Origin of the sequence: Saccharobesus litoralis, from assembly GCF_003063625.1 — a bacterium.
Lineage (GTDB): Bacteria > Pseudomonadota > Gammaproteobacteria > Enterobacterales > Alteromonadaceae > Saccharobesus > Saccharobesus litoralis.
The window spans coordinates 2885426-2908632 of record NZ_CP026604.1 but is presented as its reverse complement, the minus strand read 5'-3'; the positions used below and the strand labels follow the sequence as shown (position 1 = coordinate 2908632).

The window sequence follows — 23207 nt, the reverse complement described above, 5'->3', positions numbered from 1 at the left end:
CTACATAATAGGCGCTTTTTTGCCCTTTGTTAACTAGTTAAGCAAGGAAAAAAGCACAATAATTAACAATTTAGCAACAGGTATAAAAAAAGCTGCTAAGAGCAGCTTTTTAATGATTTTGGCGTTATAACAGTAATATCAAATATCGATATTAACTCGCTTGAAAGAGATTTAAACACCTTCCAACATATGTTCAATGGCAGCTTTTATTTCGTCATCTGAACAATCCATGCACGAGCCTTTTGCCGGCATAGCTTTAAAGCCATTGATAGCATGTTCTAATAACACATCAAAACCTTGTTCTTTACGTGGTGCCCAATCATCGGCATTACCCGGTTTAGGCGCACCCATAACACCAGCACCATGACAAGCAATACAAGAAGCACCATAAACATCGGCTCCTGAACGCGCGCCACCCGCTTTAACCGGCTCGGCTCCTGCAATATAAACAGATCCTACTGGTTTTGTACGTTCTTTGACCGCAGCTTCACTTAAGTCATCGTCACCAGCAAACAAGCTAGTACTGAACAAAGTTGCTGCCAAGCTAGCAACTAACAATTTGGAATGGCTCACTAAGATTACTCCGTAGCTTAATATTTTTACAATCGCAGTTTGAGTAACATTGACATCGTTGTTAACGCAAGTCAGAAAAGACTATAGTCTTCTCGCTCAGGCTTTATGGTTCATTGTCAGAGCTTACTCACCCCAATCACATAATAGAGCATATGCTCATGGGGATTCGAAGCTTGACGGCTTCCCCTAAAACCTGATCGCTTTGACTATAACTACATATTACTCAAAAAAACGACACTGTATTTCTAAAAAATTTGAGGCAATTATAAACGAATTTTGCATATGTTGAAGGCGTGTGACTCAGTTAGTGGCTTATTTAGATCAAGTTTTCTGCCATTGTTTGCGTATTCTTGATTAAAAGGCCGTGTTCTTCAGTCACTTTATCAAACATATCAACTACGCGCTGCACTGAAATATCAGCCATTAAATCCTGACCTTTCACCCTGGTTCCCCAAGCTAACTGTTCTACAGGCAAGCCGTGCTGTTGCACTACATGTTGCTGATAAACTTCAACGACATAACTTTGCCAAGTGTAAGGTCCAGTACGCGCTGGATTACTGTGCGCATATAAACCTATCACTGGCGTGCCTTGGGTGACAGCCATATGCGCAGGACCTGTATCGGGCGCAACAACCACATCAGCGACATTAAGCATCGCCAATAATTGCTTTAAATGACTCTGGCCGACCAAATTTAGTACGTCTGCAGAACAAAAAGATTCAATCGCCTTAGCCAGTGCCTTTTCCATCTCGCTTGGGCCACCGGTTAATATCACTTGAAAGCCTTTTGCAACAGCGTGTTCAGCTAATTGAGCATAGCGCTCTGCTAGCCAATTGCGCTCCGCTTTACTGGCTGCCGGAGCAATAACCAACAAGGGTTTTTCAGCCTGACGATAGTTTAAAGCCCAATTCATATCTTGTTGGCTAATAGGGATATGCCACCTTGCTTCGAATCGAGGTACGCCAATAGCATGGGCAAACGCCTGAAACCCTTCTAATACATGCGGTCTAGCCGGCATATTAATATGCTCATCGACAACCCAAGAGTGCAGCTCTTTGCTCAATTGCTTAGAAAAACCCACTTTATGCTTAGCACGGATCATTTTCGCAGCAATATTAGCGCGTAATGCCACTTGCATATGCAGTAACACATCAAAGGTTTGCGGCAAGGCACGACGTAATTGCAAAAAAGCGCGCCAACCTTGGCTTTTATCAAAAATAACAAACTTTACGCCTGGCAAGTCACCCAGTAACATAGCTTCAACTTTACCTATCACCCATGTGATTTGCGCCTGAGGATAAGTCCGCTGGATCGCTTGAACAGACGCAACCGCATGACAAACATCCCCTATAGCGGAAAGCCGAAGAATGCAAATCGAATGATATTGTGGATGAGCTTGAGCCATAAATTTCGTAAACTATAACTAAAAGTCGCCAGTATAGCCGAATATGACCGCCATCATATAGTCAAAGCGATCAGGTTTTAGGGGAAGCCGTCAAAGCTACCGCATCCGTGCTCTCGCTCCTTACCTACATCCATGTAGGCAAGCTTCGAGGCCCCATGAGCATATGCTCTACTATGTGATTGGGGCCGCCTAAATGGATTTAGGTGTTAGAACGACGCAGGAGCCAAAGTCGAGAGTGAGCGCTGACAATGAACCATAAGACCTGAGCGAGAAGACTATACAGTTGGATAACATTAGCTTACGCAATTGGAAAGCACAGTGCCGTTAATACAGACCTTCGCAAATCAAGAAACCATTATTACTTCTGAACACTATCCTGCCAGTTTTGAGATCAGTTCAGACAGCTTTACGCCTGAATATTGGCAAAAAAATAATAAAGTCATTGGTCAATCAATAGGCCGCAACACCACTTATTTTTTTCAGCAAGGATCAGACAAATATGTGCTACGCCACTATTACCGTGGCGGTCTACCCGGCAAAATTTTTAACGATACCTATGTTTATGCGGGTTTAAAGCGCACGCGAATGTACAAAGAGTTTTGCCTGCTTGAGCAACTACAACAGCTAGATTTACCAGCACCCAAAATGATAGGCGCGCGTATTTTGCGTGATAAGCATTTATATCGTGGTGATTTAATTATGCAACAGATCCCAGATGCTGAAGATCTATATCACTTATTACAACACACAGAATTAGAAAAAGCCGATTGGCATAGAATTGGCCGTACACTGGCTGATTTTCATAAAGCGGGCATATTTCACGCTGACTTAAACATTCACAACGTTATGATGGATATGCGCGGTAAAGTTTGGGTAATCGACTTTGACCGCGGCCGTCAAACACAACCCAAATTCAGCTGGCAACACAGTAATATGCTGCGCTTAAAACGTTCATTTGATAAAGAAAAGGCCAAACATCCCAATATGTTTTATAAAGAAGATAATTGGCGCACTTTATCTAAAGCCTATCAAAAGCGTTTTTTATAAACCTTGCGAGCTTAATAGCGCATTAATACGGGAAAACGTCGATAAAACAGCACCACTATTGGCTTTAACCACCTGCTGTGCTGCTAGACCTACAGCCTTAGCTTGCGTTGGATTATCCAACCACGCGAGCAATTGCGTGATTATATCACTCTGTTGTTTTACCAACACAATAGCCGAATTTTCTTGCAACATGGCGACACTTTCAGCACAGTTAACCACGTACTCCCCCATTAAAATAGGCTTGGCTAGTAAAGCGGGTTCCAACGGATTGTGCCCGCCAACATCCACTAAACTACCACCAACAAAGGTAATATCGGCCAATTGATAAAAAGCCATTACTTCCCCCATCGAATCCGCCAACCAAATTTGATGCTCTGCTAACACCGCTTGTTGCTCACTGCGGCGTACAAACGGTATACCTTCGGCTTGCAGGTAGTCAGCCACTTGTTGAAAGCGATGGGGATGGCGCGGAATTATAACCAGCAGTAAGTTGCTCACCTTGGATTGAACCTGAGTAAACGCGCTTATAACTTGCTCATACTCACCAGGATGAACACTAGCAGCAACAAATATCGGTCTTTTATCGCTAATATACGCCCTTAACTCAGCAGTTTTTGTTGGTAAATCAGCAGGCAATGGCATATCAAACTTCATATTACCCGTAGTTTCAACTTGCTGACAGCCCAAGCTTTGCAAGCGTGTCGCTTCAATTGTTGATTGAGCGCCTACCCAGCTAATTTGTTTAAACAAAGGAGCAAACAAACGCGATTTATTGGCATAACTTTGTTGCGACTTTTTTGTCATGCGGCCATTAGCAATCAGTATTTTAGTGCCTAACTGATCTAGGCTTGCCAACCAATTAGGCCAAAGCTCAACTTCGATAAACACAGATAAAACCGGCTGAATTCGTTTAGCGAACAGTCTAGTGATATGCGGCATATCAATGGGTGCCATTAGCTGCAAAACGTTATTGGCAAATACGCGCTTAATCTCGTTAGCACCTGTTGGGGTTGTATTTGTCACCACGACTTGGTACTCAGACAAGTTTGCTAACGTAGTTTGAATTAGCGCGACAGCAGCTTTTGCTTCACCCAACGATGCACAATGGAAATGAATAACAGGCTGATTAACTAAGCGCGGTAAACCCAAACCAAAACGCTGAGCAAAACCGAGCCGATAAGCCGGCTCTTTGACCATTCGCTTAACAAAATAGCCAAGGATCAATGGCCAAGCTAGATAAAGAAGCAGGCTATAAACAAAGCGATTAATCATTAAAAATAAAACTAGGCATTGTAAGGTAGTAAGTCTAACAAGCCACCTTGAGTACTAGGCTTACCATTATGCAATGGCTGACCACTCAAGACTTTCTCGTAACAAACTTGATAACCCCGAGCCATTGGATCAGCTCCAAAACGCTCTTTCGCCACTTCGTGGCACATTTTTCGATCAAAACGCGATAAATCTGACATGGCTTCAGCTAATTCTTGCCCAGACGTGGACAACAATCCGATTTCAGGTTGATCAATTAACTCAGGTAAGGAACCATAAGGAGTAGCAAATACAGGCGTACCTAAATATAAACTTTCGGTAAACGCTAAGCCAAAAGGTTCATGCCAACGTACCGGCATCACCAAGCCTAAGGAGTTACAAATCAACTCATGCTTTTTCGCACCGCCAACCATGCCGTAAAACCGTGCCTTGCGATTAAAATAACAATACGCACCTTTACCTAGCCTAAAACGTTTGCCGCCAAGAACCGCGAGTTTGCCATTGACTCGCTCGACGGTTTCCAGCGTTCCGTCTAAATTTTTAATCGCGTGCCGCGCTTTACCTAAAAAGTGAAAGTAATCTTTAGGTTGATTTAAATTAGGCTCACCATACTCTGACCAATCTAAACCGTTATAGACAAAACAACTTCCACCGGCATTTTCAGCATGCTTACGTGATAAAAAGATGGTATTAGCATCATATTCTTTAGGTTCACTTGCATTACCATGCTCAGTGATAACGTAAGGCTTATCGATACTTTCTTTATAGTCTCTGTGAAAGTGGACAATGTCTGGCCAATCACCAATTTGTTGATTTAACGGCACACCTTTTTGAAAACGTATTGTACCTTGAGGGACTGTTTTAGCATTACCCCACAAAAACCTAACTTGGTGACCTTGCGCCATTTGAGCTTTTGCCAACGACCAAATAACGCGCTCTGTTCCACCATATTTCTCTGGCGGTAATGATATGCGGGAGGATAAAACGTGGAGAATTTTCAAATTTAAACCTATTTAACCAGTGTGAATAATTAACCCACTTTTATTTTTCAAGCATAATATCAAACACCTACAACAGATACATTAAAACTAAAGCATTAAAGCTCGATCAACTAAAGTACGCTCAATAAAATTACGTTATTGACGCCATATCAATATCCCATGCCTTAGCCACCATTTACGACAATCAATATGATAACCGTCTTGTGCTAAGGCTTTTGCCGTGCCAACAAACCACTGCCTATGACCCCAAGTTTTTAAATGGCTATTTAAACTGGCTTGTTTTTTCCAATCTTGAAAAAAGTCATATATATGATGGCCAGGGGTGACTTTGTGAATTAAGTTTTTCGGCAGTACCGTTTGAAAATCGCTAGGTGAAAACGCCGTTTTAAAACGATGAGCAAATACCATGGCTTCAATTTTCCAGTAATGTTGACCGTTATGGCCATCTGACTTATTAGCCACACGTCGCACCATATTTGTCACACTATATTGACCAAAAGGGTGACAAGTGCCTTCAACTAACAGTCCGTTTGGCAATAGTTGCTGACACATAGCATCGTAAGCGTCTAACACGGCTTGCTCTTCGTATTGCCGTAATACATTAAAAGCGCGAATAGCTCGAATGTTTTCACCATCATGTAATGGATAGTTAAAGCCACCTAAACGAAAGTCTGTCTTGTCATCAGCGTAAGGTAAGGCCCTTGCCACTCGGTCTTGCGCAATTTCTACCCCGATAACCGGTAAACTTCGGTGTGCCTGACGAAATCGCCGAGCGGTTTCCAAAGTTGTAAAAGGCTCTGCGCCATAGCCGAGATCCAACCAAGCTGCTTGTGCAAAAAGCCCATCTTTACGAGTCAATACGTGGCGATCATAACGCAGCGTAATGTAGTCAATCTGCCTTAAACGATTACGCGCGGTTTTCCCGCGAGTCTGTTGACCTTGGATCTTCGCAGAAGTTGCATTTATTTTTGCGGATTTTGTAATCAAATGTCGTGAACTTGTAAAACAATGTAAATTTTACGGATTATCTGCAACCTTTTGCATTTTATTCCGTCTGTATTTGCCAGATCTTAACGAAAGATCGGCTTTTCTTTCTAGTATTTTAACGACAGGACAATCCTATGCTCAAAAATTTTGCAAATTCTTCATGCCTCACCTTGCTACCCACTCTCGTTATCAGCGCTTTATTAAGTGCTTGTAGTTCAAGTGATGAAGATGCAAACGAAACTGGCTTTGTACAATTTTATAATGCCGCGACCAATTCACCCAACATTTATTGGCAAATGAATGCCGTTGAAGAAGATGACGAAGATATTATTCTTGCCAGCAGTAGTTATGGCGATGCGAGTAGCCGCTATACTTACGCAAGCGGAGAATTCAGCGCCGATTTATTATGGTTAGAAGACGCGAATAGCTACGCAACTTTAAATGAACTTAACGACACTATCACAGCCGATCAAACAAACCTCGTCGTTGTTGCTGGTAATATCGATGACCCCACCTTCTTAAGCTTTAATTACCAAGAAGATACTCCAGAGGAACAAATCGAGTTTCGCTTTTTACCTCTCACAGGTCAAACTTTGGATCTATATATATCACCTAGTGAAAAAAGTTTTGCTGACGCTGATTTAATCGGTACTTTCGTAGCGAATAACCTATCTGATAGCTTTAACTTAGACTTTGATGAATATAAGTTTTACATCACCCAAGCTGGAGCCAATACCGTACTGTTTGAAAGCAGCACAACCACCTTCTCTATCGCCAAAAGCTATGTGTTTACTGTATTACCGAGCAACTCCCCAGGTCAATCACCATTCCTATTACAGAGAATTGATAGTACATCATCGACACTCACTTACCGTGATATCAATGCCGCAGGCGAGTATAAAATTTTTAATGGTTTAGCTGACCAACAAGCGGTTGATTTATACATAGATAATATAGATGAAACACCTGAAATATCAGCCATAGCATCGAATAGCTTTAGTACGGCTACCGAGCTTGAGGTTGGCGATTATAGTTTGAATTTTAAATTAGCTAACTCAGATGAATTTGCGGTACAAAACTACTTGCTAACGTTAAACCCCAACGAAGATAACACGACCTTTTTATATTCGGTGGCTGATACGTATTGGGCAATCACCTTGGATAACAACAACCAAGTAAGCTTCTATGAACATGACATAAAATTTATCAATCTAGTCGAAGTTATTAATGAAGACGACATAGACGAAGAAGACCAAATAGATGAAGAATTTGATGTGTTCTATGTCAAAGCAGGTGAAACCATTGAATCGACCCCGTATTACCTAAGTAATGTTGATTTAGCGGAAATGCAACGAGTTATTTTACCCAATGGCGATTACAATATTTTTGTTACGCGCGGCGATGCTGACAGCAGAGAATTGCTGATTAAACAAGCCTACACATTAGACAAAAACTCAGGTAATCAATATTTAGTACTACAACAAGTTAATGGTGAGTTTCAATTAACCATTGATAATCAATAATATACTAGTACCTTTTCAATTTAGTTTTGATTAGTTGAAAACATTGGTGATCACTTTCACACTGAGCGCGAAGCAGTCGAAGTGTCAGTAAATTAGAGAGTAATAAGACTTCGACAAGCTCAGCCTGAAGTTGTTTATTTAATCTAAATATGGTTAAAAACATCACGAGTGATAGTAAATTATGCGAGTGATTCAACTGAGCATTTCTTTCTGGAAACAGTACTAGTACATTTAAACGGTTGAATTTATAACCATTTGCTAAATTGACTAAGGTCGATTTCACATCGACAAACCTTGTGTTAGCCGAAATAAATTCGGCTCTACAATGGTTTTGTGTCGGCTGACTGGCCAGGGCTGGTTGTTTAACCAGCCCTGCTTGAGTTATCAATTAACGCTGGTCTTCAATTTCAGATTTTGCGTAATTAATCAATTCATCCATAACGCGGCGCTTGATTTCTAATTGCTGTTCAGGTGCCATGCCATAACGCTCGGCCAACAAATGATAATCTTCCACCGACAATGACACTGTCAAACGTGGGCGTTTAGGACGTTTATTGATGGGTAAATCTAATATTTTACGGATCTGCTCAGGTGGTCCTACACCAGCATCGAGTGCACTACGCCGGATCACATATTGCAGTTTTTCATCCATATCAAATGCCACTTGAGTCGCTTTAATCGCTTTACGACTGCTTTCCCATTTCGATTTATCATCCGTTGGCTTGTCTTGACTCATTAAGCCTCTCCTGGGTACATAGCAATCACATCAGACATTGGGCGATGAATGGTTAACATCACATCTGTGTCACCATCTGGCCATACTTCCATTTCGACTGAATATTTTTCATCCGCACTGCTTAGGCCAAAATAATTTAATTCAAGGCTGGCATCATCTTGGTAACTAGGAGGCTTGCCAGGACGAAAATCTTTGTTGTAAAAAAAGCCAGTCGCGGCAAAGCTATGGCGAAAGTATATTGGTGCCAGCCAGTTATCAAACTGGTTAGGCTGTTCAATTAAGTTAAGCTCACCAGCGCTACCTTCTTCAAACATGGCTGCAAATTGCTCGAGATTGAATAAAATTGCTACTTGCTCACGATTGATTTTCAAAGAGATATTCAGCCACTCTTCGTCATCTTTTTCATAACTTAAATAGACTTTTTCCGACGTCGTACCCTGCAATACAAATTCATTATTCGCTTTATGTTCAAACTGATACGTATTGACATCTTCGACAACAAAGGTTTGCTTGCGCAGTAACTCAGGTAGGGCAAAAGTATCGCTAAATTCAACCGCATCGCCTTTTTGTAATTGGCTAACATGCTCAACCTTGCGCAGCGGCTTGTCATTAGCACTTGAAAACAAAGACTTGAAGAAACCCATTAAATTTTCCTTACATTCAACCTAAACGGAACAAGGCAAAAAAGGCCAAGCACTTCATAAGAAGTGTTGGCCTATTTTTGCAAGTTACTTAACTGAGTTCAGCTTATTGCTTTTTAAGGCGCGCCAGAACTGCACTTGCGTCAGATTCTTTTGCACCAATTCCTGCTTCTTTCAGCTTGGCCTCTAACGATGAATCACCTGTTTCTGATTCTAATTGCTCAGCCGCTTTCATACGATCATCAAAACTTTGTTGCTTAGCCTTAATGCGTTCTAATGACTCTTTGGCATTTAATAACTTACCGTTACTTGACGAGAAGTTATCGGTAATAGCCGCCGTTGCTTTTTGCACGCTGTCAGTGGTTTTCACCATGCTTAACTGACGCTTGTATTCAGTCACCTGACGCTCAGACTTTTTAATTAAATCTTTTAAGCGTGTAACGTTAGTAGCAAATTGGTCATGCGCACCTTGCTGATCAGCTAATTCGTGTTCTAACGAAGCAATTTTTTCTGCCACTTCTAATGCTAAGGCTTCATTGCCTTTTTCAAGTGCTTGAGTCGCATAGCCTTCGTGTTCAGTGACTTCACGCTTTAAACGCTCGATTTCACGTGCAGCCGCCATTTGTTTGGCCATCACATCAGTTAAATCGCGCTTGGCTTTAGTTAGGTGATTTTCAGCATCACGAATTTCTTGTTCAAAAATACGGGTTGAATTGGCATCAACAATTGCTTCACCTACTTCAGTTGCACCGCCACGGATCGCTGTTAAAATTTTCTTAAAAATACTCATTTAAATTCTCCCGCTATTAATTCAAATAGTCTGACATATCATCAATTACATCGATCGCATTGTCGCTTAATACGACTAACTCATGTTCAATATCTTCCATTGATGAGTTAGTTGATAAGGCACCAAATACCACATATTTATCTTCAATTTTGGCAAATGACGAAAGCGGCATAGGGATATTCATTTCCAACATCGACTCCAACATTTCACCACGTTTTTCAGAACGGACTTCTTCCTCGCCCCATAAATAAGTAATACACAGTACTTGATCGTCAGTGACAGATACAAAAATAGGCAGTTCTTCGCGCCCTTCTACCGTCACTTGCAGCACATCAACCTCGCCTGAAATGGGCTGACAATCAAAGCTGTAGCCAGTATGGGTTTGGTCACCTAAATCATTTAAGTATTGCGCTATTGTATGAATGTTCATAACTATCCTCAGTTATTAAAAAATCCGCAGCACTTCCTTTTGTTTCGCAGCCATTTATAAGAACAATGGAAAGAAAGTCGCCACGCTTATTTAAAGAGACATATTATGTCATCTGCAAATTAAGATAGCAGAGTGACATTTTATGTCAAACCCTTTTTCATGATTTTTAAGAAATTGCGATAAGCCGTTTAAAGGTAGCGGTTATCAGCTCATTTCTCGAATTAAAACGAATATTTCCTGCTACATATATTGGTTAGATTCGTAACGTTTAGCACGACAGTCGTTCGCAACAGAAAACTATTGAAAAACCGTACCCAATTGTTGCCGCCAAGCTTGGTAATGATATTGATACAACACATGGCTACCCAAATCATTGACTTGAATATCGTTTAAAACATCAAAATAACCACTTGGAAACGCAAATGAGGCTTGCAATAAACTCGGCGTTAACCATTTTGTAGATATTGGCAGTTGTGTATTTTTCAAGTTTTGTTGAGGCGCAACGAGTTTATGCGCAAGGGTCCAGCCCCATTCACCAAAGCTCGGCACATTTTGATGATATTGCTCAACATGTTGAAACTCTGACGCACGCAAGGTTTTGCCTATTGCTAAAAATGCATGTTTAGCATGATAAGGCGAGGTGGACTGCACAACTAAGCCTCCGTCAGCCGCCAACAACTGATTGAGACGCAGATAAAAATGCCTTGAATACAATTTATTCAAATCAGGGTGATTGGGATCAGGTAAATCAACAATAATGCTGTCAAAACTTTTTTGTTGTTGCAGTAGTTCATCAACCATTAAAAATGCATCGTGGTTGATAACGCTGACTCTGGGATCATTCAAACTATTTTGGGTAAGCTGTGTAACCTGCTGTGCCAAGCGCTGAGGTAACTTATCATTTGGCTGTTGAAAAACATGGGTTAACTGTGGATCAAGATCCACTAGAGTGACTTGCTTGGGTTGCCATTTCAAAACTTCGCGTAATGCTAAGCCATCTCCACCGCCAATAATGAGTATATTATCTTGGCGTGCCGACAACGCCATTACAGGATGAACGAGCATTTCATGGTAAATATATTCATCCTGACTAGAAAACTGTAAGCGGCCATTTAAATAAAACTGATGCACAGGGTTAATTTCAGGGCCAAGCTGGCGCTCGGTGAAAACAATCTGCTGATATTGTGTTTGTTGCTGAAAAACCACTTGGTCTTTGTATAACGCATCGGTAAAGCTAGCCAACCAAGATTGACCATTCAAACCGATTACGCAAACCATAACAGCCAATCCTAGATGGATAACTACTAACAGTTTACGCCAAACTAATTTTTGCCAGTACAAAACTAAGAATAAAAAACCAGCCAATACATTGATACTTGCCGTCCACGCTGCGGCTTGGCTAATTTCCATACTCATCAAAAGGCTGATCCAAATAGCTGCCCCAATACCCGCACCAATATAGTCTGCGCCATATATTGTGCCGGCATTATGGGTTAAATGCTCGCCATACATTTGTTCACGCACCCGAGCAATAAGCGGGATCTCCATGCCAATAAACAAGCCTAGCAAAACACCTGCGATATAAGGCAGTTGCAAAGCCGCTTTATGAATGGCACCAAACCAGCCACCACGGGGTAAAGCATCTGGTGGAATACCAAAAGTATCAGCTAATACTTGTGGCAATGTATATGTCCAACCTATCAAACCTGCTATTGCTAATACCGAACCCGCACCTAAAATCGCAATAACAATTTCTAAATAGACAAAACCTTTGTAAGCATCTTTGACTTTACGAGCAGCAAACGCCCCCAAGCCCATAGACACTATCATTAAGCCAATCATGGTATAAACGGCAGACTCAAAGGCGCCTAACACCCGCCCTGCGTATTGCGATAGCAAATACTCATACACCAAACCACAACCAGCTAGCATGGCCATGACTAATATCAGTAATGAGTCTCGAATAAATAACTGGGGGTTAACGCGGGCGGCTTGCAAGATAGATAACATAAGGTACTGTACTGAGGCGCAATAAATTGCGATGTTGATTGAGTTTTAAGCAAATAGGTTAGGAGCGTAAGTGCTTCACGCTCCTAGTAAAAAACTTATACCATTAATGCACCCAACATAAGAGCAATAGTGATCATCAATGCCATTTCAATTGCGGCTAAACCAATATTGTCTTGCTGATCTATCTCTTCTGCGACATTAATGCCTAACAACAAAATATGTTTAGCAATGCGGCCAATCACAAACATCACCACCGCCATAATAAGTGAAATAACTAACCAGCCAATAAGGTTAGAAACAATAGCCGTCGGCTCATAAATCAAAAAGTAGCTTGCTGCTTTAACAACCAAAGCAGTAGAAATTAAATGCCCTGAATGACGTAAAGCCAGCGCCACTTGGCCACCTTGTAAAGCCTCTTGCAATGAATCACCTTGATTTGCCTTGGCATACATATTTTCACGAATACGGGTCACGACAACTAACAAAGTTTGCGCAACAATAAAGCCAGAAAGTACAGCAATCACAGTGTAACCGTCTAAACCTTCGACCCATAATAAAACGGCGCGGATCACAATAGCTGTGGCAATCGTTGCAGCAGCGTCGACTATGGCGACAGCGATATTTTCACGCTTAATTTCAGCTTTTTTATTCACTTCGTTTAATGCAACTTTATCGTGAATAATACGCCCTAGCTTAATTAGGATAATACCCAGCACGCCATAACTCAGCACGCCAACCGCTTCAGTCACATAGCTATTGGCGGCTTCACCAGTAATCGAACCGGTTAGTACAATACCAACACCAGCAACGCTGCCTGCCATGCTAATGCCAAAAGCATAATTGTCTTTATGTGCCAGTTCATCTTTGGTATTAACCCCCATCCACAAACCAGCTAAGTATCGTACCGCAGATAACAGAATAACCGCGATCACCAAATCTATAACCAATATGGTGATCAACTCAGGAGTAAGAAAAAATGCATTGTTTAATAAATTCATCTGTTTGCTCTTTTATTATTTGCCACCAAAACCACCACGAGAACTACTCTTGCTGCTACGAAAGCTTGAGTTAAAGCCATAACTAGACTTATTTGTTGTGGGTTTGCTATACGACTTATTAACGGGATTGTTGGTTGATTTTGTCGCCGAGTTCGTCACTGACGTTGTCGGCTTTTTAGCATAACTACTCTGGAACATTTTGCTTGCTCGTTGTGAACTCAAGCTCGACGACGATACACGACTAGCACCGGTACGACTTTTTGCATAAGCACTGGTAAATTTACCACCACGATAATTTTTAGCCGCGCGTTGTTCGGTTTGTTGTTGCTTGCGAATTTGATTCGGTGAGGAATAACGATAACGGCCATAGTCATGATAGTAACTATAATTACGCCCGCGTGACCAATCACCATAGTACACACGCCTGCGGCTATCAAACATATCGCCAATGTTACTAATTAACGCATACATGCCATACCATTCCCAAAATGACATGCCATTACTACCCGTTTGCCAGTTGCCGTAGGCTGGGTTACCAATTAACTGACTACCAGCCCCAAAATCTTGCGCACCATTAGCCGCTAAACTGGCTTCACGGCTAATCGCATTCACTCTTGCTAACTGGCCTTGGCTTAAATCCGCTAATACATTGAGAGGATCAGATAAAGCATCGTTAAACAGCTCTGGACTGGCGGCTTGATATAGGTTTTCTAGCTCACGTAGCCTTTCCTCTGGGCTAGAAAAAACACCGGAAGCAACTCGGGCTGCATCAATTCGATCAACAAGATTAGTATAAATAGGCCCACGACTGGTTGCATCACGGGCTAACTCGTTAACGATAGTCGCATACTCAGGCTTCATGGTTTGTAATTGCCGAGCATACTCACGGATCAGATTCGCGTTGCGGATCTGGCCGTTTTCTAAGCGCTGAGTTAACTTATTCATTTGCATATCGACTAATTCAACCTGAGTCTCAATCTTAGCTTGCAGCGGATCGCCACAGCCTGTGAGCCAGATCAAAGGAACCAACAGCAACAGCCACTTTATAGTTGGCAAGGTCGTATCTCCCTTTTATTATAATTTATATATAACGTTCAATAGATTAGCTACACTCTAGCTAAACGAAAAGAAAATTCTTGTACTATGATGTCACAGCCATATTCAGCGCATATTAAACCAAAAACGACCGACTGGTGTAAATTATCGACTCAAGCGCAACAACAGGGTGAGTTGCATTGGCAAAACCTGATAAAACACCACCCGTCATTTGAACAATTACCCACAGCTCAACAAACCATGATCAAATGGCAATTTGCTAATAGTCGCTTTATTGCTGAATCTTGCCAAAAAGAACCCGATACACTCAAGCAACTATTAGATCAGCCTGCCAATATTGACGACAGAATACCGAGTGTAACCCAAGAGTTAACAGACAAACTAAGCAAAATCACCAGTGAAGATGGTTTAAAACAGCTTATCCGTCAAGTCAGACGTCAGCAAATGTTAATGATAGCTTGGCGTGATCTGTGTGGTGCAGCGGATTTAAATGAATCTTTTCAACAGATTTCAGGTTTGGCCGAGTTACTGATTAGCCAAGCGCTTGGCTGGTTGTATCAATTTTACAGCCAACAATGGGGAACACCAACCGACAAACACGGTAAAACTCAGCCTATGTATGTATTAGGCATGGGCAAACTTGGCGGACAAGAGCTTAATTTTTCGTCTGATATTGACCTGATTTTTTGTTACCCAGAAGATGGCGAGACCGAAGGGGGTCGCAAAGTATTAGACAATCACACATTCTTTACTCGCCTCGGACAAAAGCTCATTTCGGCTTTAAGTCAATCAACCATGGATGGCTTTGTTTATCGAGTTGATATGCGATTGCGCCCTAATGGTGAATCTGGCCCTTTAGTCATGAGCTACGCTATGTTGGAAGACTATTACCAATCTCAAGGTCGAGACTGGGAACGCTACGCCATGCTAAAAGCCCGTATTATCGCACCTAAACAATGGCACGCTTTTCCTGAGTATCAAGCATTGTATGATCTCTTTCGCCCGTTTGTTTATCGCAAATACATCGACTTTTCAGCCATTGAATCATTAAGAAAAATGAAGGCGTTAATCAATCAAGAAGTCAAACGTAAAGGCTTAAAAGACAATATAAAACTCGGTGCTGGTGGCATTCGTGAAGTCGAATTTATTGCGCAAACCTTTCAATTGATCCGCGGCGGCCAAATCCCTGAATTGCGTTTGCAAAGTACCCGCAGCGCCCTATTAGAAATTCCTAAACATTGTGATTTACCGCAAGAGCAAGTCGATAATTTGTTAAGTTGCTATCACTTCTTACGAAAAACTGAGCATGTGTTACAAGAATTGAGCGACGCGCAAACCCAAACTTTACCGCATGACATTGAGAACCAGAATAGAGTAGCTAACCTCGTCGGCTTTGCGAGTTACTCTGAATTTTTAACCGCGCTTGAGCGCTGCCAACAACAAGTTAATCACGTTTTCCAATCGGTTATTGCTGATCCGCATGATGAACAGCAACAAGCTGTCAAATTTGATTATTGGTTAGACGGCTTAGATGAAGAAACTTTAACTGCGCATTTAAGCTCAGATCATCCCTATATTGATCCCGAATTACTATACAAACAGATCAATCAAACCAAGCAAGAACTGATAAAAAGAAGAGTCGGCCCACGTGGCCGCGAAGTGCTGGACAAATTAATGCCACACTTGATTGAAACTATTCTCAATAGTCCTAAACCTTTAATGGTCTTACAACGTGTTAGCGACTTTATTGCCGCTATTGCTACGCGGACAGCATATTTAGAACTATTGTTAGAAAATACCTGTGCAACCGACCAACTAATTAAGTTGCTTTCCGCCAGCCCATGGATATTTGAGCAACTATGTAAACACCCCATCTTACTTGATGAGCTTATCGACCCAACCCAGCTTTATCATATTTGCAATAAACAAGAATATGCCGACGAGCTTAGACAAAAACTGCTAAGAGTTGATGAAGATGACTTAGAGCAGCAAATGGAGACCTTACGTCAATTTAAAAATATTCAACAATTGCGTGTTGCAGCGGCCGATGTCACCGGTATTTTACCGGTTATGAAAGTAAGCGACCAACTCACTTGGTTAGCTGAAGTTATTTTAGAGCAAGTCATGAATTTGGCTTGGCAACCTCTCGTCAACAAACATGGATGCCCGAGCGCACTTGAAGGGACTGATAACAAAGGCTTTGCTATTTTAGGCTATGGCAAACTCGGTGGCTGGGAGTTTGGCTATGGCAGTGATCTGGATATGGTTTTTGTCCATAACCAAGATGGTTATCAAGAGACGACAGGCGATAGTAATGGCAAACGTGTCGTCACTAATATTCAGTTTTACACACGCTACGCGCAAAAAATTATTCATATTCTATCAGCACGCATGCACTCGGGTATTTTGTATGAAGTAGACATGCGTTTACGCCCTTCTGGCGACTCTGGCTTACTTGTTACCAGCTTACAAGGCTTTGCTGAATATCAAGAAAAAGATGCTTGGACCTGGGAACATCAGGCATTAGTGAGATGTCGCCCTATCGCCGGCGATCCTGAACTAATGCAACAAGCCAAACAGGTTCGTCACACCATTTTAGCCACTCAGCGGGACAGCCAAAAACTGGCGCAAGATGTCATAGCCATGCGGCAAAAAATGCGTGACCACCTTGTTAAAGCCAAAGAGGGTGAGTTTGATCTTAAGCAAGCGCAAGGCGGAATTGCCGATATTGAATTTATCACTCAGTTCTTAGTACTGAATAACAGTCATCAAGAGCCGGATTTAACCGAGTGGTCGGACAACGTTAGAATATTACAAACAATATTAAATAAGGGGATATTAATAGGTGAGCAAGTTAATACCTTAACCGACAGCTACCTGACCCTGCGTAATCGCGGACATAAGCTAGCATTAGCCCAACAGGCAGTCATTACTGATGCAAGTGAATTTAGACAGTTAGCGGCAAGTGTGACTGAGGTATGGCAAAGTGTATTTGCAGAATGGCTTTAATGGAAACCTCTGGCTTGTAAACCATTAGGTGAAATTAAATTTTAAATAAGCATAGGCGCTTTACAAACTATAAAGTACAAGAAAAGATCAAGGTTGCTTGGAACAACAACTGGTTGATATTTGAGCCAAGCAACCAGAAATCTTAGTATTTTATCGTTAGCGTTTTTAACCCTTATAAAGGCTTAACGTTAGCTGCTTGAGGGCCTTTCTGTCCCTGTTCAACTTCAAACTCTACCGCTTGTCCTTCGGCTAATGTTTTAAAACCTTCGCCAATAATAGCGCGGAAGTGAACAAATACGTCATTGCCATCTTCACGCTCTAAAAAGCCAAAGCCTTTCTTTTCATTAAACCATTTAACGCGGCCAGTAGTTGTAGCCATATTTTAACTCCAATTTATGTGTTTATCATATCGATGGCTGACCAGCCAGATCGATGAGGTGCTGAAAGATGCAGGTATAGTCTTCTCGATTTGACTATATAACTTAGGGTTGAACAAGATGCGATATCCAGAATTGTCATCGAAACTGCTAAAACTTAAGCGGCTGTAATCTTTACCAGCAAATTCAGTATAAACCAGTATTTGCTTGTGTACACTGGCTAAAATATGAAACTTTTTGTTCAAGCAGATGGCCAAATAGCTAACTGATCTTTTGATATAACATTACGTGATTTCTATAACCACTTATTTTGTCAGAATATAACAATTTCATGCATTTTGCTGAAAAATTAGCCATTAGTAAGGCTATTTCAAATTTTGTTTCAGGCATTAAATTTATAAAAACAACCCCTTTTATAGCCAATTTTTCTATTAAAAGTTGGCAATAATCCTGAGTTAATAGGTTCATACTGGAAGATTGATGGCTGTAGATATCGCTCAAAATAAGATCATACGTTTGCTGAGTGTGGCTCAAATAGTTCTGTCCCATTTCTAACGCACAATGTAAAGCTAAGTTACTGGGATTAAAATATTGCTGAAACAGCTCTATCACGATCTGGCTAGGTTCTACCACCTTATACTTTGCTGCTGGGTATAATTGTTTTAAAAAGCGAAATTGGCTGCCACCACCTAAACCTATCTCTAACACCTTTGGATTAGGCGGTAAAGCAGGTAAATGACTGACTAAAGGCTGCTGATGCGGAAACAATAAAGAAGTCGTATCCTGCTTATCCATCACTGTTTGTACTGTATGGTTTAGCGTTAACCAGCGATAAGTATTATTTTCCATTACCTGCCAGCGAATGTCATTTTCAACTTGTAATGCCAATAAATGACCGTCTGCTAAACTATTTTTCAGGTCGACAAGCACAATTAAAGCGTTTACTCTCAAGAACTATATAAAGCAATTAAAGCATTAAATTGCCCATGTATCGAATAATAACACCACAAACGGAACTGGAACTTAACGATTATTTTGCCTTTAGATACCGTATGTTGCGCCAACCTTTAGGTATGCCACCCGGTTCAGAAAAAGACGAATATGATAGTTTAGCCGAACATAGAATGATCATTGACAGTAACGGCGTTGTATTAGCGGTTGCTCGTTTACACCTAAACTCTAGTGATGAGGTTCAAATTCGTCATACTGCTGTCGAGCCAACACAAAGAGGCAATGGGCTTGGCTCTTTACTCATGACAACCTTAGAAGAAGCCGCAAAAAAAATGAGTGTTAAGCGCGTAACCCTATTTGCTCGCGCCGATTCTATTGGTTTTTACGAAAAGTGTGGCTATAAAATTGCTGGCGAAGCGCCAAAAGAAGTTGGCGGGGTTGAGCGCTGCCAAATGATTAAAGACATTCCAGATAAACCGCGTTTCTTGCGCCACCCCAACTGGTGTCAAGAATTGCAAGATACTTGGGATACTGAGATCCCTGTCGCCCATTTAATGGGTATCAAAGTTCACCAATTTACAGGCTACGTACTCGAAACGCGTGCGGCATTAAACGCTAACTTAAATTTGCACGGCACTATGTTTGCTGGCTCAATTTACTCTTTGGCAACCCTGAGCGGTTGGGGACTGATTTTCTTAATGCTCAAAGAAAAAGGGCTAAAAGGCGAGATTGTGCTGGGCGATGGTAATATTCATTATCACAAACCACTGACCCATGTTCCGCGAGCCTTATGTCATGTCAGTTCAGTAGAAGGTAATTTAAAGGCACTAGAGCGTGGCAGAAAAGTTAGGGTTAAACTGAAAGTGAATATTCTCGATGAAGACAAACCCGTAGCTGAATTTTTCGGTGTATTTGTAGTGCTACCACCGAGTAAAAAAGATAAAGCTGAGCCCAAAGCGGCCGAAAGAAAGCAACAAGCCTAAAGTACCCATTGTAAAATGGGCACTTTATCCAACACTTAATTGCGACAATTACTTTTCGTTTAGCCAACGTGCAGCTTGCAGTGCGAAGTAAGTTAAAATACCGTCAGCGCCTGCACGTTTAAAAGCTAATAGCGATTCTAAAACACAAGACTTTTCTTCTAACCAGCCATTTTGGATTGCCGCCATGTGCATGGCATATTCACCTGATACCTGATAAGCAAATGTCGGCACGGCAAAGTTGTCTTTAACTTGGCGTACAATATCTAAATAGGGCATTCCAGGTTTAACCATCACCATATCAGCACCTTCGAGTAGATCCTGCGCGACTTCATGCAATGCTTCTTGACCATTGGCTGGATCCATTTGGTAACTATATTTATTGCCGCCTTTTAAATTGCCAGCCGAGCCAACGGCATCACGAAACGGCCCATAATAACTTGATGCATATTTAGCTGAATAGGCGAGTATTTTGGTATTGATATGCCCCGCGTCTTCTAACGCTTGGCGAATAGCGCCAATTCTGCCATCCATCATGTCAGATGGTGCAACAATATCAACTCCGGCCTCAGCATGTGATAGCGCTTGCTTAACTAATACTTCAACCGTTTTATCATTGAGTACATAGCCATTTTCATCAATAATGCCGTCTTGCCCATGTTCGGTAAATGGGTCTAATGCAACATCGCTGATCACACCAAGTTGAGGAAACTCGGTTTTTAAAGCACGAATAGCTTTTTGCGCCAAGCCATCACTGGCGTAAGCCTCTTCCGCTTCTAATGATTTCATTGATTCATCAACAACCGGAAATATAGCAACCGCAGGCACGCCAAGGCTCACTAACTCTTCCGCTTCTTTTAACAGTAAATCAATCGACTTACGCTCAACACCCGGCATGGAATCTACCGTTTCAACACGATTTTTACCTTCAACCACAAAAACGGGGTAAATCAAATCATTTACACTTAACTGATTCTCAGCCATTAATCGACGAGAGAAGTCATCGGCACGCATTCTACGTTTGCGTGATGCTGGAAACTGATTAAAAAGGTTTGTCATGTTTAACTCCTTCATTAAACGTTAAGTGTGTTTAAGCGTATTATTGTCGTCTTGCGCAACTTCTACACGATTTCGGCCATTTTGCTTAGCTTGATACAAAGCGTCATCAGCCAATTGCAATAAATCTTTTTCTGTAAATTGCACTGACGCTACGCGAGTTGCAATGCCTAAACTAGCTGTGATTGACAATGGTCCTGCCGACGTATGAATAGGATGTTCTGCAATAGCGCGGCGAATGGCTTCGGCTATCTGCATTGCACCTTGTGGTTCGGTCGCGGGCAAGATCAACGAAAACTCTTCACCGCCATAACGACATACGCTATCAGATGGCCTTTTTGCAGCTTGTTCCGCTATTTTCGCAACACATCGAATCACATCATCCCCAGCTTGATGACCATAATTATCATTGACAGATTTGAAGTGATCAATATCCAACATCATCACCGTCAGTTCAGATAATTCACGACGGGAACGGCGATATTCAGCTAACAATTTTTTATCAAAAAAGCGCCGATTACGAATGCCAGTGAGTGGATCTAAGGTGTTTTTTTCTTCTAACTCTTGATTCTTATCTTGTAGTTCGCGCAACGTGACTTCTAATTCAAACGTGCGCTCACGAACCATAGCTTCTAGCTCTTCTTGTTGTTCTTGCTGTAGCTGGATCAACTGCTGTTGCGCTTCACTGGCTTGTTTAGCCTGTTGCAAAGCATTTTCTTGAGCCGCTAATTTTTCATTTCTTTCTTGTCCATAAACCGAGGCTGAAGCGATTGCCAAAAACACCGTCTGTCCCAATAAACAGAATGCCGCCAAATTAACCGACAAAACGAAAGGCGCTAAATGCAGATAACTAACGAAAAAGTACAACAGGGTAGTTAAAGGTAACCCCCAAGCGGCTAGGTACGCATCAACCCCCACAGTTTGATAACGACGAGTCAAAATACCTAAACTCAATAAGTGCACAATATTAAGCAAAGCTAAAGTTAACGTGCCCATCATGCCCCATTCACTGGGTAAAAACCAAACAATGAGTAACCAACTTGCCGGTAAATACAGTAAAACCTTATCGATAAGCTGCAAAAATGCATTTGATTGGCGGAAAAATGTTGGGGTAAATAACTGACTAAGTAAAATTAACGCTGTAAGTATGGGTGCAGACCAATGAAGGCCTATTTGATTTATCGCTATATTATAATTGGGCTGTAAACTATTTAACCAAAATATCGCCAGTACAATATACAAACCATAAAATAGGCAACGAATGCCTTTGGTGATAAACCATAAAAGTAGACTGGCAAAGCCTGCTGCTAACATAAAACCCAGTACGGTATGGTTGTAAGCCACAACCGTTTCGCTAGCCGCGACACTCGGTAAAGAGCCAATCAAACTGAGAATAATAAAATAAATAAATCTTAAACTGCTGAGATTTACGTACTTCTTTCTTTTATTAATAGCGTTCAAGAAATACACCGAGCTAACTGATTAAAGGGTTATTTGTAAAAATTTTTGGCTATTGTGCCATATTTGCTCAGCTAATGCTTCCGGTGCTTCGCCTCTAACGTCTGCAATTGTCGTTAATATATGGGGTAAAAATTTAGGTTCATTACGACGACTCTTAGGCTTGGGCTTTAAATCACGCGGCAGTAAATAGGGAGCGTCTGTTTCTATTAATAAACGATTATCAGGCACTTGTGCGGTTAAAGCTTTTACCTCAACACCTCGGCGCTCATCGCATATCCAGCCGGTAAAACCGATATAAAAACCTAAATCTAAATAATCCTGCATTTCCTGCTGAGTACCGGTAAAGCAATGCACAACGGCACTTTTCAATTGCTGACTATATGGCTGAATAACTTCCATAAAGCAATCATGCGCATCGCGCTGATGCATAAATATGGGTTTACCTAATGCAATTGCCAACTGAATTTGCTGTTCGAATACCGCTTGTTGCACGTCTCGTGGTGAAAAATCCCGATTAAAATCGAGACCACACTCACCCACAGCCAATACATGCGGTAAAGCATGCAAAGCCCGCAGTTTATCAAGGTCCTCAGGTTGAAACTCACAAGCATAATGAGGATGAACTCCGGCGGTACAAAATAATTGATTTGGGTATTGCTGGGCTATTTGGCTCGCTGCTTGTGACTCAGCCAATGTCGTCCCTGTGACCATCATGCCTGCTACCCCTGCTTGTAAAGCAGAGTCGATTACCTCTGGGCAATCTTTGGCAAACTGCGAACTGGTTAAATTAACCCCAATATCAAAAACAGGTAACATTATTTAGGAAAACGCTCGCTCATACTAAAGCTCATATTAAACTCACTTTTGACAGCCACAAATTCATCTTGTACTTCTTGCTCTCACACAT

The 23207-nt window shown here is 41.6% G+C and carries 21 protein-coding genes; 4 read left to right on the top strand and 17 right to left on the bottom strand.

All coding sequences use genetic code 11. The features are described 5' to 3' along the window. Nucleotides 1–171 precede the first annotated feature (171 nt). Both C2869_RS10345 and C2869_RS10340 read right to left on the bottom strand, forming a co-directional pair. Nucleotides 172–573 carry a c-type cytochrome gene (locus C2869_RS10345; protein ID WP_108602859.1) on the bottom strand — a complete coding sequence of 134 codons (402 nt, stop codon included), beginning with the start codon at nucleotides 571–573 and terminating at the stop codon, nucleotides 172–174. A gap of 316 nt (nucleotides 574–889) precedes the next feature. Further along, on the bottom strand, nucleotides 890–1978 hold the full coding sequence (locus tag C2869_RS10340; protein ID WP_108602858.1) for a glycosyltransferase family 9 protein: 1089 nt from the start codon (nucleotides 1976–1978) through the stop codon (nucleotides 890–892). A 318-nt stretch (nucleotides 1979–2296) separates the two neighbouring features. Between C2869_RS10340 and C2869_RS10335 the strand changes: the two genes are divergently transcribed. Next, a complete protein-coding gene (locus C2869_RS10335) occupies nucleotides 2297–3025 on the top strand; it encodes a 3-deoxy-D-manno-octulosonic acid kinase (protein ID WP_159084127.1) in 729 nt (242 codons plus the stop codon). Here C2869_RS10335 and C2869_RS10330 read toward each other — a convergent pair. From C2869_RS10330 to C2869_RS10320, 3 genes are all read right to left on the bottom strand, one after another. Beyond that, nucleotides 3020–4297, bottom strand: a complete 1278-nt coding sequence (locus C2869_RS10330) for a 3-deoxy-D-manno-octulosonic acid transferase (RefSeq protein WP_108602856.1) — start codon at nucleotides 4295–4297, stop codon at nucleotides 3020–3022. The two genes, C2869_RS10335 and C2869_RS10330, sit on opposite strands and share 6 nt — an antisense overlap. Before the next feature lie 11 nt (nucleotides 4298–4308). Further along, nucleotides 4309–5295 (bottom strand): glycosyltransferase, encoded by a 987-nt coding sequence (locus tag C2869_RS10325; RefSeq protein ID WP_108602855.1) that lies wholly within the window; start codon nucleotides 5293–5295, stop codon nucleotides 4309–4311. A gap of 135 nt (nucleotides 5296–5430) precedes the next feature. Continuing rightward, complete coding sequence (locus C2869_RS10320; protein ID WP_108602854.1) at nucleotides 5431–6282, bottom strand: hypothetical protein; 852 nt, start codon at nucleotides 6280–6282, stop codon at nucleotides 5431–5433. Nucleotides 6283–6416: 134 nt separating this feature from the next. On the opposite strand from C2869_RS10320, the gene C2869_RS10315 reads away from it, so the two are divergent. Beyond that, a complete protein-coding gene (locus C2869_RS10315; RefSeq protein ID WP_108602853.1) occupies nucleotides 6417–7805 on the top strand; it encodes a hypothetical protein in 1389 nt (462 codons plus the stop codon). Between the two features lie 388 nt (nucleotides 7806–8193). Here C2869_RS10315 and C2869_RS10305 read toward each other — a convergent pair whose 3' ends face one another. The 7 genes from C2869_RS10305 to C2869_RS10275 form a co-directional block, all read right to left on the bottom strand. Further along, nucleotides 8194–8541, bottom strand: coding sequence for a hypothetical protein (locus C2869_RS10305; protein ID WP_108602851.1), 348 nt, complete (start codon nucleotides 8539–8541; stop codon nucleotides 8194–8196). Continuing rightward, nucleotides 8541–9185: a hypothetical protein gene (locus C2869_RS10300; RefSeq protein WP_108602850.1), complete on the bottom strand. Its 645-nt coding sequence runs from the start codon at nucleotides 9183–9185 to the stop codon at nucleotides 8541–8543. The genes C2869_RS10305 and C2869_RS10300 overlap by 1 nt, the downstream gene beginning before the upstream one ends. Nucleotides 9186–9288: 103 nt before the next feature. Further along, the gene (locus tag C2869_RS10295) at nucleotides 9289–9972 is read right to left on the bottom strand and encodes a PspA/IM30 family protein (protein ID WP_108602849.1); all 684 of its coding nucleotides are present in this window, start codon (nucleotides 9970–9972) and stop codon (nucleotides 9289–9291) included. A gap of 16 nt (nucleotides 9973–9988) precedes the next feature. Continuing rightward, nucleotides 9989–10402 (bottom strand): YjfI family protein, encoded by a 414-nt coding sequence (locus C2869_RS10290; RefSeq protein ID WP_108602848.1) that lies wholly within the window; start codon nucleotides 10400–10402, stop codon nucleotides 9989–9991. Between the two features lie 297 nt (nucleotides 10403–10699). Further along, nucleotides 10700–12412 carry a polyamine aminopropyltransferase gene (locus tag C2869_RS10285; RefSeq protein WP_108602847.1) on the bottom strand — a complete coding sequence of 571 codons (1713 nt, stop codon included), beginning with the start codon at nucleotides 12410–12412 and terminating at the stop codon, nucleotides 10700–10702. Between the two features lie 95 nt (nucleotides 12413–12507). After that, entirely contained in the window at nucleotides 12508–13410 is a 903-nt protein-coding gene (locus C2869_RS10280; protein ID WP_108602846.1) for a DUF350 domain-containing protein, read from the bottom strand. A 15-nt stretch (nucleotides 13411–13425) separates the two neighbouring features. Beyond that, nucleotides 13426–14466, bottom strand: a complete 1041-nt coding sequence (locus C2869_RS10275; RefSeq protein ID WP_108602845.1) for a hypothetical protein — start codon at nucleotides 14464–14466, stop codon at nucleotides 13426–13428. 87 nt (nucleotides 14467–14553) lie between these two features. Here C2869_RS10275 and glnE point away from each other — a divergent pair, with 87 nt between their 5' ends. After that, nucleotides 14554–17475: a bifunctional [glutamate--ammonia ligase]-adenylyl-L-tyrosine phosphorylase/[glutamate--ammonia-ligase] adenylyltransferase gene (glnE, locus tag C2869_RS10270; protein ID WP_228710651.1), complete on the top strand. Its 2922-nt coding sequence runs from the start codon at nucleotides 14554–14556 to the stop codon at nucleotides 17473–17475. A 172-nt stretch (nucleotides 17476–17647) separates the two neighbouring features. Here the strand turns inward: glnE and C2869_RS10265 are convergent, their stop codons facing one another. Continuing rightward, entirely contained in the window at nucleotides 17648–17854 is a 207-nt protein-coding gene (locus C2869_RS10265; protein ID WP_108602843.1) for a cold-shock protein, read from the bottom strand. A 259-nt stretch (nucleotides 17855–18113) separates the two neighbouring features. Next, complete coding sequence (locus C2869_RS10260) at nucleotides 18114–18782, bottom strand: spermidine synthase (protein ID WP_108602842.1); 669 nt, start codon at nucleotides 18780–18782, stop codon at nucleotides 18114–18116. 56 nt (nucleotides 18783–18838) lie between these two features. Between C2869_RS10260 and C2869_RS10255 the strand changes: the two genes are divergently transcribed. Then, nucleotides 18839–19786, top strand: a complete 948-nt coding sequence (locus C2869_RS10255; protein ID WP_108602841.1) for a bifunctional GNAT family N-acetyltransferase/hotdog fold thioesterase — start codon at nucleotides 18839–18841, stop codon at nucleotides 19784–19786. A 48-nt stretch (nucleotides 19787–19834) separates the two neighbouring features. Here the strand turns inward: C2869_RS10255 and hemB are convergent, their stop codons facing one another. From hemB to C2869_RS10240, 3 genes are read right to left on the bottom strand one after another with little or no spacing between them, the layout of a single operon-like run. After that, the gene (gene hemB, locus C2869_RS10250) at nucleotides 19835–20842 is read right to left on the bottom strand and encodes a porphobilinogen synthase (protein WP_108602840.1); all 1008 of its coding nucleotides are present in this window, start codon (nucleotides 20840–20842) and stop codon (nucleotides 19835–19837) included. A 21-nt stretch (nucleotides 20843–20863) separates the two neighbouring features. Further along, nucleotides 20864–22300 (bottom strand): sensor domain-containing diguanylate cyclase, encoded by a 1437-nt coding sequence (locus tag C2869_RS10245; RefSeq protein ID WP_159084126.1) that lies wholly within the window; start codon nucleotides 22298–22300, stop codon nucleotides 20864–20866. A 21-nt stretch (nucleotides 22301–22321) separates the two neighbouring features. After that, on the bottom strand, nucleotides 22322–23116 hold the full coding sequence (locus C2869_RS10240; protein ID WP_199915557.1) for a TatD family hydrolase: 795 nt from the start codon (nucleotides 23114–23116) through the stop codon (nucleotides 22322–22324). Nucleotides 23117–23207: the final 91 nt, after the last annotated feature.